The organism is Streptomyces sp. NPDC097640, from assembly GCF_040302705.1.
Classification (GTDB): domain Bacteria; phylum Actinomycetota; class Actinomycetes; order Streptomycetales; family Streptomycetaceae; genus Streptomyces.
In genome coordinates this window covers 61,982-75,242 of record NZ_JBEOSB010000033.1, presented here as the reverse complement: position 1 = coordinate 75,242, position 13,261 = coordinate 61,982, and the positions used below count along the sequence as shown (strand labels likewise).

At 73.3% G+C, this 13,261-nt stretch carries 11 protein-coding genes; 5 read left to right on the top strand and 6 right to left on the bottom strand.

Going from position 1 to position 13,261, the window contains the following annotated elements; genetic code table 11:
- Positions 1-21: 21 nt before the first annotated feature.
- Positions 22-1,107, bottom strand: coding sequence for a cytochrome P450 (locus tag ABTY62_RS38835; RefSeq protein ID WP_352134077.1), 1,086 nt, complete (start codon positions 1,105-1,107; stop codon positions 22-24).
- 317 nt (positions 1,108-1,424) lie between these two features.
- Between ABTY62_RS38835 and ABTY62_RS38830 the strand changes: the two genes are divergently transcribed.
- Both ABTY62_RS38830 and ABTY62_RS38825 read left to right on the top strand, forming a co-directional pair.
- On the top strand, positions 1,425-2,429 hold the full coding sequence (locus tag ABTY62_RS38830; protein WP_352134076.1) for a LacI family DNA-binding transcriptional regulator: 1,005 nt from the start codon (positions 1,425-1,427) through the stop codon (positions 2,427-2,429).
- 8 nt (positions 2,430-2,437) lie between these two features.
- On the top strand, positions 2,438-3,388 hold the full coding sequence (locus ABTY62_RS38825; protein WP_352134075.1) for an AraC family transcriptional regulator: 951 nt from the start codon (positions 2,438-2,440) through the stop codon (positions 3,386-3,388).
- On the opposite strand, the gene ABTY62_RS38820 is transcribed toward ABTY62_RS38825, so the two are convergent.
- A complete protein-coding gene (locus ABTY62_RS38820; RefSeq protein ID WP_352134074.1) occupies positions 3,348-4,532 on the bottom strand; it encodes a glycosyltransferase in 1,185 nt (394 codons plus the stop codon). The genes ABTY62_RS38825 and ABTY62_RS38820 overlap by 41 nt on opposite strands.
- Before the next feature lie 404 nt (positions 4,533-4,936).
- On the opposite strand from ABTY62_RS38820, the gene ABTY62_RS38815 reads away from it, so the two are divergent.
- A complete protein-coding gene (locus tag ABTY62_RS38815) occupies positions 4,937-6,808 on the top strand; it encodes a glycosyltransferase family 2 protein (RefSeq protein ID WP_352134073.1) in 1,872 nt (623 codons plus the stop codon).
- 37 nt (positions 6,809-6,845) lie between these two features.
- Here ABTY62_RS38815 and ABTY62_RS38810 read toward each other — a convergent pair whose 3' ends face one another.
- The 4 genes from ABTY62_RS38810 to ABTY62_RS38795 form a co-directional block, all read right to left on the bottom strand.
- Complete coding sequence (locus ABTY62_RS38810; RefSeq protein ID WP_352134072.1) at positions 6,846-7,967, bottom strand: glycoside hydrolase family 6 protein; 1,122 nt, start codon at positions 7,965-7,967, stop codon at positions 6,846-6,848.
- 85 nt (positions 7,968-8,052) lie between these two features.
- Entirely contained in the window at positions 8,053-8,799 is a 747-nt protein-coding gene (locus tag ABTY62_RS38805; RefSeq protein ID WP_352134071.1) for a cytochrome b/b6 domain-containing protein, read from the bottom strand.
- The gene (locus tag ABTY62_RS38800) at positions 8,783-9,556 is read right to left on the bottom strand and encodes a molybdopterin-dependent oxidoreductase (RefSeq protein ID WP_352134070.1); all 774 of its coding nucleotides are present in this window, start codon (positions 9,554-9,556) and stop codon (positions 8,783-8,785) included. Before ABTY62_RS38800 ends, ABTY62_RS38805 begins: the two co-directional genes overlap by 17 nt.
- A gap of 71 nt (positions 9,557-9,627) precedes the next feature.
- Entirely contained in the window at positions 9,628-11,283 is a 1,656-nt protein-coding gene (locus ABTY62_RS38795) for an FAD-binding dehydrogenase (protein ID WP_352134069.1), read from the bottom strand.
- A 306-nt stretch (positions 11,284-11,589) separates the two neighbouring features.
- On the opposite strand from ABTY62_RS38795, the gene ABTY62_RS38790 reads away from it, so the two are divergent.
- Entirely contained in the window at positions 11,590-12,246 is a 657-nt protein-coding gene (locus ABTY62_RS38790) for a hypothetical protein (protein WP_352134068.1), read from the top strand.
- Positions 12,247-12,273: 27 nt separating this feature from the next.
- Positions 12,274-12,819, top strand: coding sequence for an NUDIX hydrolase (locus ABTY62_RS38785; RefSeq protein ID WP_352134067.1), 546 nt, complete (start codon positions 12,274-12,276; stop codon positions 12,817-12,819).
- Positions 12,820-13,261: the final 442 nt, after the last annotated feature.

Genomic DNA, 13,261 nt, shown 5'->3' with positions numbered 1-13,261 from the left:
GGCGCCTCCTCTCTTTTAGCGTCAGAACGTGCAGTTCAGACCTTTGAAGCCCTCGACGAAGCTGGAATCCAGGCGGATGGGCTCGCCCTCCGAGCGGATGTCCGGGAGTGAGGCCAGGAGTTCTCGGTACATGGCGATGATCTCGATCCGGGCGAGATGGGCGCCGAGACAGAAGTGCGGCCCCACCGCGCCGAATGACAGATGCGGATTGGGGTCCCGGGTGATGTCGAAGCGGTACGGATCCTCGAAGACGTGTCCGTCGTGGTTCGCCGACCAGTAGAGGAGGAAAACCTGGTCGCCCTTGCGGAACCGATGGCCGTTCATCTCGATGTCGCCGGTGGCGGTCCGGCGCATCCAGTTGATGGGGGTGCCCACCCGGAGGATCTCCTCGACGGCGCCCTTCGCATGGCGTTCGAAGTCGGACAGCAGGAGTTGCCGCTGGTCCGGGTGGGCGGTGAGCAGCACCAGGGCCTGGGCGATGGAGTTGCGGGTGGTCTCCATGCCGGCGTTGACGAGGAGGATGAAGAAGGAGACCAGTTCCTGGCGGGTGAGTTGTTCTCCGTCGTCCTGTACCTGGACCAGCTTGGTGATGACATCGTTGCTGGGGCGGGCGAGCCGGTCCTCGCGGAGCCGTCCGATGTAGTCCCCGAGGTCCCGCAGGGCGCCCAGCACGGCGGCCGCCGCGTCCTCGGGGCTGGCCGCGACCTCGGGGTCGAGCCCGCCCATGATGATGTTCGTCCGCTCGAAGAGGAATTCGTAGTCCTCGCTGGGAATGCCCATCATGGTGCTGAGCACGGCGATGGGCATCTCCGCCGCCGGGCGGACGAAGTCGCCGGGCCCGCGCTCGATGAGTTCGTCCACGATCCGCCGGGCCACCTGACGGGCAATGGCATCGAACCTGGGCGCCATGTTGCGGCCGAACGACCGCGCCACGATGCGCCGTAACCTGGCGTGCTCCGGATTGTCCATGGTGATCATGGAGCCGTAGAACTCTTCCATCTCCGGCGTCAGCATCGTGGTGGCGCCCTCGGACGAAAAGTCCTGAGGGCGACGGCTCACTTCGGCGATGTCCGCGTGTTTCGCCAGCGCGTAATAGCCGGATGCCATCGGCCCCCAGGGCAGCCGCGGCCGAACGAATTCGGGGTGCGGCAGCCCACGCAGCCTCTCGAACACCGCGGCACGCTCATCGAGCGGCCGGGCCCAGAAGGACGGATCGAGGAAGTCGGGAGACGCGGCTGCGGTGGATGAAGTGGACGTGGCTTCCGAAGGAGACACGGTGCCTCGATTCAAGCGTGGACAGGTACGAAAACCGGTCCGCGCAAGTCTCACAAGGGCGTCTTAAGAGTTCCTAACACCGTGAAGCCCGGTGGTGGCCTGGCGGGACGATGTTTGACGCGGGTGGAACGGGGTGTCAACCTCGGGGCGTGCAGGTGACGATTCGGGACGTCGCGAAGGCGTCGGGGGTGTCCCCGTCCACCGTGTCGCGGGCCCTGACGCCCGGCGGGACGGTGAGCCCCGTGACGCGCGAGCGGGTCCGGGCCGCCGCCGACCGGCTCGGCTATCAGCCCAACCAGGCCGCGCGCGGGCTGATCACCGGGCGCACGGGCCACCTGGGCGTGATCGTCCCGGATCTGCTGAACCCCTTCTTCGCGGACATCTGCAAGGGGGTGCAGGCGCGGGCCCGGGGGCTCGGCCACACGGTGTTCGTGAGCGACGCCGAGCGGGACGAGGGCCTGGAGCTGGACGCGATCCGCACCCTGGCCCCGCAGGTGGACGGGATCGTGCTGTGTTCCCCGCATCTGAGCGGCGAGGAGTTGGGGTCGCTGGGCGAACTCACCGACAAGCCGATCGTGCTGCTGCACCGCAAGGCGCCGGGGTTCGGATGCGTCACGGCCGACCTGGTGGAGGGGATCACCGACGCGCTGACCCATCTGCACGCGCTGGGCCACCGCCGGATCGCCTACGTCGGAGGGCCGCGCAGCTCGTGGGCCGCGCGGGAGCGGGCGGCCGGTGTCGAGGCGGTGGCCGCGTCGGGGTTGGTGGAGATCGTTCAGGTGGGGAGCGTGGCGCCGCACTTCGATGGCGGGGTCACCGGGGCCGCCGATGTGGTGCTGGCCAGCGGGGCGAGCGCGGTGCTGGCGTTCGACGACATCGTCGCGTTCGGTCTGATGAGCAGGTTCGCGGTGCGGGGGGTGCGGGTGCCGGACGAGATGAGCGTGGTGGGCTGCGACGACATCGCCCTGGCCGGGATGGCGGCGCCACCTCTGACCACGGTCTCGGTGCCCAAGGCGCACGGCGCGCGGGCCGCCGTCGATCTGCTGTTCCGCATGCTGGCCACCCCCGCAGCCGAGGGCGAGCAGCCCCCGCAGCGGGTGTTGCCGACGCATCTGGTGGTACGGGGCTCCACGGCCGCCCTCGAACGGCGGTAGCGGGCGCCATGGATCCACTGGCCGGCCTGCTGGACGGGCCGAGAGCCCGGGGGGCGTTTCTGCTCCGTATGGTCATGGAACCGCCCTGGTCCGTGCGGATCGAGGACCGGGCCCCGCTGTGTGTGATGACCGTGGCGCGCGGCGCGGCGTGGGTGGTCCCGGGGCAGGGCGAGCCAGAGAAAGGGGTGCGGCTGGTCCCGGGGGACGTCGCGATCGTGCGCGGCCCCGACCCGTACACGGTGGCCGACGATCCGGCCACCAGGCCGCAGGCCTGGATCCTGCCCGGCGAGGTGTGCCGCACCGCCGAGGGCGAGGATCTGGCCGAGCGGATGGCGCTGGGGGTGCGCACCTGGGGCAACAGCGAGCACGGCTCGGCGACGATGCTGGTCGGCACGTACCGGATGGACGGGGAGATCAGCCGGCGGCTGCTGGACGCGCTGCCGCCGCTGCTGGTGCTGCCGGGCAAGGAGTGCGGCTCACCGTTGCTGTCGTGGCTGGGCGAGGAGATCGTCAAGGACGAGGCGGGCCAGACGGCCGTGCTGGACCGGCTGCTCGACCTGGTGCTGATCTCCGTGCTGCGGGCGTGGTTCGCCCGGCCGGAGGCGCGGGCCCCGGCCTGGTACCGGGCGCTGGGCGACCCGGTGGTGGGCCGCGCCCTGCGGCTGCTCCAGAACCATCCGGCCCATCCGTGGACGGTGGCCCTGCTGGCCGAGCGGACCGGGGTCTCCCGGGCGGCGCTGGCCCGGCGCTTCACCGAGCTGGTCGGCGAGCCGCCCATGGCGTATCTGACCGGCTGGCGGCTGGCGCTGGCCGCCGATCTGCTGCGGGAGCCGGACGCGACCCTCGGGGCGGTGGCCCGGCGGGTCGGCTACGGCAGCCCGTACGCGCTGAGCTCGGCCTTCAAGCGGGTGCGCGGGGTCAGCCCGCAGGAGCACCGCTCCGCGGCCAGCGCAGGTTGACGGCAGGGCCCCGGGCGCAGCCGTCGGGCCCGCAGCTGACGGAGCGTTCGTACAGCAGCGCCAGCCGGCGGGCGGTGCGGACGATGTCGTAGCGCTCGACGGCGGCGGGCACCGGGAACCGTACGGGGCCGGCGGCGGCGGATTCGCGCAGGGCGCCGGCCAGGGCGGCGGCACCGGGGCCGATGCGGTGGGCGCCGGGGGCGGCGCCGGGCGGCAGTTCGTCGAGGGCGGGGCAGACGGTGTAGAGCACCGGCAGCCCGGCCGCGAGGGCCTCCACGGCGGCGATGCCGAACGCCTCCTCCGCGGACGGCGCGACGAAGACGTCCATGGCGGCCAGCAGCCCGGGGATGTCGGCGGGCCGGTCCCCCGTCCCGGCCACCGCCCCGTCGCGCTCGCCGAGCAGCCGGACCCGGTCGGCCACCCCGAGCCAGGCGGCCAGGTCGTGCAGCGCGGTGCGCTCGGGGCCGTCGCCGACCAGCAGCAGCCGGGCCCCGGGCACCTCGGCGACGGCCCGCAGCGCCACGTCGAAGCGCTTGGCCGCCACCAGCCGGCCCACCCCGCCGACGACGAAGGCGTGTCCGGGGATGCCGAGGCGGGCGCGGGCGGCGGCGCGGGCGGCCGGGGTGTAGTGGAAGTGGCGGGCGTCCAGGCCGTTGGGCACCAGGTGGATGCGGTGGTTGGCGACGCCCCAGGCGCGGAGCCGGTCGGCGACGGCGGCCGAGACGGCGACGGTCGCCGAGCCCAGGCGCTCGGCGGCGAGGTAGCGGGCGCGGGTGGCGACGGTGTGCGGGCGGCCGTCGATGTGACGGTCGCCCAGGCTGTGTTCGGTGGCGATCACGGCGCCGACGCCCGCCAGCCGGGCGGCGATCCGGCCGTATACGCCGGCCCGGTGGAGATGGGTGTGGACCAGGTCGTAGCCGCCACCGCGGATGAACCGCGCCAGCCGGGCCGGGGCCATCGGGTCGCGGCCGCGCAGGGGCAGGTGGGTGACGGGCACCCCGTCCGCCCGGATGCCGTGGCCGACGGCCCCGGGGGCGGACAGGGTGAGGACGTCACAGCGGGCGGGCAGGTGGCGCAGCAGCAGCCGCAGTTGCTGCTCGGCGCCACCGGCGCCGAGGCGCGAGATGATGTGCAGCACTCTCATCGGGCGACCGGGCCCCATCTTTCCTGTCGCGCCCGCCCCATGGCGCGGGCTTCCTCACACATGCCGAACCCGGCAGCCGAAACGCGCGGCCGAAACACAGCCCGGATCGCGCGGTCGAATCATGCACGCCGAATCGCATCCGACCATGACAGACATCGGGATGTAAATCACGTAAGACGCGCGGCTATAGGCCGTCGGAGTGGCGGGCCGCCCAATACGACGGGCGGCACCGGGAAGCGATGGGGAGCACCGGGGCGCGCCAAGGCGCGCCGAAAATCCGATTTGCACAGTCATTCCCCATGGGATTGTTACCTTCTCATCTCGCGCGATGACCTGACGAATGTAAGCCGTCCGGGTCATCGCCGCGCGATATTTTGTCCCAGGCGACCCGCGGGAGTGCCCAGATGTCTGCACCAACGCCCGTCAGAGACGCTTCCGAGCCGGGTGCCACGCCCCGCGCCGCGCCGCGCCCCGCACGGCCCGCGCACCATGGGACGACCTCCCGCCGCCGGGGCCCCGCCGCGGCGTACGAGTACAAGCGGTACAGCCAGCTGGCGGGCCCGCTGACCCAGCCGCCGCCCGGCCGCCCGTACCGGGTGCGCTGCCGCAGCCTGCTGGCGCAGGAGCCGCACCGCGTCCGCGCGGCGCTGCTGCTGTGCGCGGCGCCGGTGTGTTCGGGGCTGCTGCTGCTGTGGCTGCTCCAGCCGCAGCACTGGGTGCACCGCGACTATGTGCCGGCCTGGGAGACGGCGGCGGACACCACGATGCTGCTCTCGATCGCGCTGATCGAGGCGTTCCGCCTGTTCACCGTGGTCTCCAACGCGCACGCAACGCTGGTGGCCCGGGACCCGGTGCCGGTGACCGCCGAGCCGGGGACCCGGGTGGCGTTTCTGACCAGCTTCGTGCCCGGCAAGGAGCCGATCGAGATGGTCCGGGCGACGCTGGAGGGGGCGATGCGGGTCAGGCACACGGGGTGGCTCGACGTATGGCTGCTGGACGAGGGGAACGACGACGAGGTCAAGGAGTTGTGCGCGCGGCTCGGCGTCCGGCATTTCTCCCGCAAGGGCGTCGAGAAGTGGAATCAGCCGAAGGGGCCCTTTCGCGCGAAGACCAAGCACGGGAATTACAACGCCTGGCTGGACGCCCATGGCGACGACTATGAATTCATGGCCTGTGTGGACACCGACCACGTTCCGCTGCCCAACTTCCTCGAGCGGATGATGGGTTACTTCCGCGATCCGGATATCGCCTTTGTGGTCGGCCCGCAGGTGTACGGCAATTACGACACGGCGGTCACCAAAGCGGCCGAGAGCCAGCAGTTCCTGTTCCACGCGCTGATCCAGCGGGCGGGAAACGCGTATGGCGGCCCCATGTTCGTCGGGACCAACAACGCGGTGCGCATCGCCGCGCTGCGGAGCATCGGCGGGCTGTACGACTCGATCACCGAGGACATGGCCACCGGCTTCGAGCTGCACCGCCGCCGCAACCCGGTCACCAGGAAGAAGTGGCGCTCGGTCTACACCCCGGACGTGCTGGCCGTCGGGGAGGGGCCGAGCACCTGGACGGACTTCTTCACCCAGCAGCTGCGCTGGAGCCGGGGCACCTACGAGACGGTGCTCAAGCAGTTCTGGAAGGCGCCGTTCACGCTGTCTCCGGGGAAGCTGCTCAACTACTCGCTGATGATCGCGTACTACCCGATGACCGCGCTCAACTGGATGCTGTCGGCGCTGTCCTGCGCGCTGTTCCTGGTGCTGGGCGCCTCCGGGATCCACATCCCGGCGGAGATGTGGATGATGCTCTACAGCGACGCCGCGGCGCTCCAGATCGGGCTGTACGTGTGGAACCGGCGGCACAACGTCTCCCCGCACGAGCCGGAGGGCTCCGGCGGGGTGGCGGGGATGCTGCTGTCCGCGCTGTCCGCCCCGATCTACGCCAAGTCGCTGTGCGACGCGCTGCTGCGGCGCAGAAGCCGGTTCGTGGTGACGCCGAAGGGCGACTCCTCCAGCGCCGACCAGCTGTCCACCTTCCGTATCCATCTGGTGTGGGCCGCGGTGTTCGGCGGCTCGCTGGTCGCCTCGCTGTTCCTGGGGCACACCCACGCGGCGATGCGCACCTGGGCGCTGCTGGCGGTGGGGCTGTGCCTGGCGCCGATGGCCATCTGGGTGGGCGGGCTGTTGCTGGCGCGGCGCACCCGGCGCACCGCCGCGGCGGTGCCGACGGCCCGCGCCGAGGCGCCCGCGGAGGCGCGCGCCGAGGCCCACGCCGGGGCGGGCTGACGGCCTGTGCCCTGACCCGCCCTGACAGCCCGTGCCGTCACCTGTGGCGCGCCTTGGCGTTGCGGGCCAGGTCGAGAGCGTACGCCGTCCACCAACGGCCGGCCGGGGGGCCGCCGTTGCAGGTCCCGTCGGACTCGCCGGGGCGCTTGATCCACAGGTAGGCGTCGATGGAGGGGTCGCCGGTGCGGGTGCTCGGGGGCTCGCCCAGCGCCCGGCCCGGGGGGTTGCACCAGTTCTCCTCGCCGCCGACGACGTGGTGGCTGGTGCCGGTGCCGGTGCCGGTGCCGGGATGTTCCGCGCTTCCGTCGCCACCCTTGGCGTCGTCCCGCGCGCCGCCCTTGGCGTCGTCGGCCCCGCCCTCCCCGCCGCGGGTGAGCGGGCCGTTGCCGTTGCGGCTGGTGTCGATGATGAAGTGGGCGCCGCCGAGCTGGGTCGACAGCCGGTGGCCGTAGGCGCGGGTCACCCGCGTCGGCTGGAAGTTGGAGACGTTCAGCGAGAAGCCGTCCGCCTGCTCGATGCCGCTCTCCCAGAGCGGCTCCACCAGCCGCTGGGTGTTCCGGATCCACCCAGGGTTCCCCGCGTCCAGATAGACCTGGGTGCCGGGCGGCGCGGAGAGCATGGCGACGGCGTCGCGCAGCAGGGCCAGCCGCGGGCCCCGCAGCCGCTCGGGGACACAGCCGTCGACCACCTGGGCCACCGCGTCGGGCTCCAATACGACAATCGCCTTTCGATCGCCGATTCCGGAGACGATTTCCCGGATCCAGTCCAGGTATTCCCTGTCGTTCCTCGCCCCTCCCGCGGAGTAATGCCCGCAGTCCCGGTACGGAATGTGATAAGCGACCAGCACCGGCGTACGGTGTTCCCGCGCGGCGGATTCGGTGACGAGCCTGACGCGGTCGCGCGGATTCGGGCCGAGCCACTCGGCCAGCGGCTCGTCGGCGATCCGCCGCATGAGCCGCGCGTCCGCGTACCGGCCCGCCCGCCGCTGGTCACGGGCGTGCCGGGCCGCCGGGTTGTCCGGGTTCACCCACAGCCCGCCCCGCCGTTCCGGCGCGCCGGGCGAGCCGGGACATCCGGTCAGCGCGAGCAGCGCGACGACGCATCCCGCGGTCGGTGCCCCGTATCGTGCGATGGCTTTTCTGAGACCTTTCACGGCCATGCGGGCATTCCTGTTCCCCGGCTTTTCCCGGCCTCGGAATTGACGGTGTGTGTCGCATCATGGCATCGGGGCGGGGCGACGGCTTTCAATTCACGCTTGTGTCCTCGCGGCCCTCGCGGCCCTCGCGGCCCTGGCGGTCCTGGCGGTCTCCCCGGTCCTCGCCGGTGCGCCACAGCGGGTGCTCGCGGGCCGCCCAGGCCCGGTCGACCGTGCCGGTGCGCATCCCGCGCCGGGCCTCCGGGTCGGCGAGCGCCATGGCGATGTGCCCGAGCAGCACGACGCCGACGGCCAGCGCCAGCCAGTCGTGGACGAAGGTGGCGCTGATGCGCCACACCAGCGGGGCCAGACCGGTGAACCACATCAGCAGCCCCGTGCCCGCCATCACCAGCACGGCGCCGCTGAGATAGGCGGCGTACAGCTTCTGCCCGGCGTTGAACTTCCCCGCCGGGCGCGCCCCGTCGCTCCAGTCGCGCCGCAGCACCGAGCGCAGCCAGCGACGGTCGTGCGGGCCGAAGCGGTTGAGGCGCGAGAGGTCGGCGCGGAAGGCGCGGGAGGCCAGGCCCAGCAGGGTGGGGACCGGGGTCAGGATGCCGGTCCACTCGTGCACCGTGACCACCAGGACGCGGCGGCCGACGAGTTCGGCGAGCTGGGGCAGATACAGGCAGGCCGCGCTCACCACGCAGGCGCCCAGGAGGGCGGCGGTGGTGCGGTGGATCCAGCGCTCGGCCGGGGTGAAGCGGGCCACGCGGGTGCGGGGCCGGGAGCGTGCGGCGCGTGCGGCGTGGGGGGCGGGGGCGGCGCCGCCGGGGCGGGCGTCAGGTGGTGGGGGCATCGTCGCGTCCGTTCGACTTGCCGACCCACGCGTCCACGTCGTAGCCGCGGTGCTCCCAGTAGCCCGGTTGTACGTCGCGGGTGACCTCGATGCCGGAGAGCCATTTCGCCGACTTGTAGAAGTACATGGGCGCGACGTACAGCCGCACCGGGCCGCCGTGGGAGTGGCCCAGCGGCTCGTCCCGCATCCGCAGCGCGACCAGGACGTCGTCCCGGCGGGCCTGTTCGAGGGTGAGGCTCTCGCTGTACGCCCCGTCGAAGCAGGTGAACCGGACGGCCCCGGCGCCCGGGCGGACCCCGGCGGCGTCGAGCAGCGTGGCCAGGCGCACGCCCTCGAAGGAGGTGTGCGGCACGCGCCAGCCGGTGACGCACTGGACATCGTGGACGACGCGGTGCTGGGGCAGCGCGCGGAGGTCGGCGAGCCGGTAGCCGGCGGGCTTGTCCACGAGCCCGCCGACGGTCAGCCGGTAGCTGTCGGCGTTCTTGTGGGGGACGGAGGAGGTCACCGAGTAGTACCGGAACCCGCCGCCGTTGGGCAGCAGCCCGGTCACCCCGGTGGGGTCGTTGTCGGCCGCCGCGGCCAGGAAGGTCTCCAGGCGGGCCTGGAGCCAGGGGGCGGCGGCCATGCCGCCCGCGCCCAGGGCGAGCATGCCGAGGATGACGCGGCGGCCGACGGGGGCGCCGCGACCGGTGGTGTCCGGGTCGGCGCTGTCGGGGTCGGCGGTGGGGGGCTCCGCGGCGTCGGGGTTGCGGTCCATGCCATTGATGAGAGCACCCCGGGGGCGACCGGCGCCAGCTTCCGTCGAAGAAGCCCGCCGCGGCCGCCCTTCTACCCCACCGCCTTCGCGGCCGCGCGGCCCGCCGTACGGCCGGAGAAGAGACAGCCGCCGAGGAACGTGCCCTCCAGGGAGCGGTAGCCGTGGACGCCGCCGCCGCCGAACCCGGCCGCCTCGCCCGCCGCGTACACGCCGGGCAGCGGCTCCCCGCCCTCGGTCAGCACCCGCGCGGACAGGTCGGTCTCCAGGCCGCCCAGCGTCTTGCGGGTCAGGATGTTGAGGCGCACGGCGATCAGCGGGCCCGCCTTGGCGTCGAGGATCCGGTGCGGGGCGGCGGTGCGGATGAGGCGGTCGCCGAGGTATTTCCGGGTGCCGCGCAGGGCCGTGATCTGGAGGTCCTTGGTGTACGGGTTGGTGATCTCCCGGTCGCGGGCGACGATTTCGCGGCGCAGCTCCGCCTCGTCGATCAGCGGCTCCTTGGTGAGCTCGTTCATCCGCCGTACGAGACCCGTGAGCGACCGCTCGACGATGAAGTCCGCGCCATGGTCCATGAACGCCTGGACCGGGCCGGGCACCCCGCCCCGGCCGCGGCCCAGCACATCGCGGACCCGCTTGCCGGTGAGGTCCGGGTTCTGCTCGGAGCCGGAGAGCGCGAACTCCTTCTCGATGATCTTCTGGGTGAGCACGAACCAGGTGTAGTCGTAGCCGGTCCGCATGATGTGTTCGAGCGTGCCGAGGGTGTCGAAGCCGGGGAAGAGCGGCACCGGGAGCCGCTTGCCGCGGGCGTCGAACCACAGCGAGGAGGGGCCGGGCAGGATGCGGATGGCGTGCCGGGGCCAGATGGGGTTCCAGTTCTCGATGCCCTCGGTGTAGTGCCACATCCGGTCGCGGTTGATCAGCCGCGCGCCCGCCGCCTCCGCGACGCCCAGCAGCTTGCCGTCCACATGCGCGGGGACGCCGGAGAGCATCCGCTCGGGCGGAGTGCCCAGCCGGGCGGGCCAGTTCCGGCGGACCAGGTCGTGGTTGCCGCCGATCCCGCCGGAGGTGATGATCACGGCTTGGGCGCGCAGCTCGAAGGCGCCGGTGACCTCGCGGCCGCTGGGGGTGCCGCGCTCGGCGTCGCTCGGCTCCAGGATCTCGCCGGTCACGGTGTCGACGGCGCCCGCGCTGCGGGACAGCCCGGTGACCCGGTGCCGGAAACGCAGTTGGACCAGGCCGCGCGCGACGGCGGCGCGCACCCGCCGCTCGAAGGGCGCGACGACGCCGGGGCCGGTGCCCCAGGTGATGTGGAAGCGGGGGACGGAGTTGCCGTGTCCGGTCGCGTCGTAGCCACCGCGCTCGGCCCAGCCGACGAGCGGGAACAGCCGCAGCCCCTGGGCGTGCAACCAGGCCCGCTTCTCGCCGGCCGCGAAGTCCACATAGGCCTCCGCCCAGCGGCGCGGCCAGTGGTCCTCCTCGCGGTCGAACCCGGCCGTGCCCAGCCAGTCCTGCCAGGCCAGTTCGCGGCTGTCGCGGATGCGCAGCCGGCGCTGCTCGGGCGAGTCGACGAGGAAGAGGCCGCCGAAGGACCAGTGGGCCTGGCCGCCGAGCGACTGCTCGGGCTCCTGGTCCAGCAGGATCACCTTGCGGCCCGCGTCGGCCAGCTCGGCGGTGGCCGCCAGCCCCGCGAGCCCCGCCCCGACCACGATCACATCCGCGTCGTACGCCATGGTTTCTGGTGTCCCGTCTCGTCAGGAGCGCGCAGGGAACCGGCGGCCGGGCGGCGCGGCGCGGCGCCCGGGAACCGGTGGTGTCGGTGATCCTGCCTACCGGTCAGTATGGCGTCAACCCGGGGAACGGCTGCCCTTCCGGGCACCCGTCCGCAGGTCCCCAACTCCTGCTCCGCACCACCTTGTACGACATAACGGTCGCAATCGATCGCGAAGATGGACAGGGGGTTCGACGGCCGGGCATCATCAGGCGCCATGGCTGACCACCATCCTTCTCCCTCGCGGCCGCCCATCACGGACCGGCGCGTGGTGAGTCCTACGCTGGTCACTCCCGGCCCCCAACCCGTCGAACTCGCCGGGTCCGGGGCCGAGGAGGGCCCGCAGGTGTTGCAGGGCGAGGTGATCGGCCCCCGGCACGCCCGCCGCCGCCCGGTCAGCGACCGGCGCAAGGCGGCGGCCGGAGCGATTCTGCTCTCCGCCACCGGCGCCGCCACCGCGCTCTTTCTGATGCTCGGCAAGGACGGCCGGGAGGCCGCCGCCGCACCCGCGCACGACGCGCCGTCGTCGGCGCCGGACGCGGGCGCGGACGACTTCGTCCCGGTGGCCGACGCGGCTGCCGGCGCCAAGCCGCTGCCGGGCGCCTCGCACACCCCCGAGCCCGCGCCGCCCACCGGCGCCCCGGCCGCACAGCCGGAGACCCAGGCCCCCTCCACGGCCCCGGCCAAGCCCCCGACCCGCACCGAGCCCACGCGCCCCTCCTGGCCGTCCGGCTGGGGGCGGCAGGGGCGGTCCGCCGAGGACTGGCGGCGGGACTCGGAGGAAGCGGCCCGCTGGGCGCAGGAGTGGGCGGACCGCTACGGGTCCGGGTCCGGGTCCGACGGGTCGGGCTACGACGGGTCGGGCCGCGGCCGCGGAGGGCGCCACCACGGCGGATCGGGCTACCCGGGCGGAGGGTGGCGCTGACCGCGCCACCCCTGCTTGGATGACGGCATGCCCGATCAACAGTCGCGGCAGGAGCCGCCCCGGCAGCCGCTCTCGGCCGACGAGCTGCTGGACATCGTGGACGAGCGGGACCAGGTGGTGGGGCAAGCCCGGCGCGCCGACGCCATGGCCCGCAGGCTGCGCCACCGGACCGTCTTCGTGCTGGCCCGGGACGGCGCCGGCCGGATCTTCGTACACCGCCGCACCGCGGAGAAACTCGTCTTCCCGTCCCTGTACGACATGTTCGTCGGCGGTGTCGTCGGCGCGGGCGAGTCGTACGACACGGCGGCGCTGCGCGAGGCCGAGGAGGAGCTGGGAGTGTCCGGTCTGCCCGCCCCGACGCCGCTGTTCTCCTTCCTCTACGACACGCCGGAGCACACCTGGTGGTCGCGGATCTACGAGGTCCGCTGCGAGCTGCCGGTCGCGCCGCAGGCCGAGGAGGTCGCCTGGCACGCCTTCCTGAGCGAGGAGGAGCTGGCGCGGCGGCTGGACGAGTGGGAGTGGGTGCCGGACGGCGTGGAGGCCTATCGCCGGCTGGCGGAGTGGCGCGGCTAGGCGCCTTCCCCCACCCCGCCCCTTCCCGCAGTGTCCGATGCGCGGCTCCGCCGCGTGGCGGGCTTTGCCCCTGGCCCCAGGGGTCTGGGGCGCAGCCCCGGCGGGGGCTGGGGCACAGCCCCGGCAGGGTTCGGGGCGGAGCCCCGGGGAGTCTAGGGCTCAGCCCGGGGGGTCTGAGGCGGAGCCCCGGCGGGGTTCGAGGCATAGCCTCAGCGGAGTTCGGGCGCAGCCCCAGCGGTCTGGGGCGGAGCCCGGGGGTCTGGGGCACAGCCCCGGGGGTTCGGGGCACAGCCCCAGCGGGGTTCGGGCCGCAGCCCCGGGGGGCCGGGGCGCAGCCCGGGGGCCTGGGGCGGAGCCCCGGCGGGGTCCGGGGCGGAGCCCCGGCGGGGTCCGGGGCGCAGCCCCGGTTTCGGGGAGGGGCGGGGTGGGGGAAAGCTCCGCC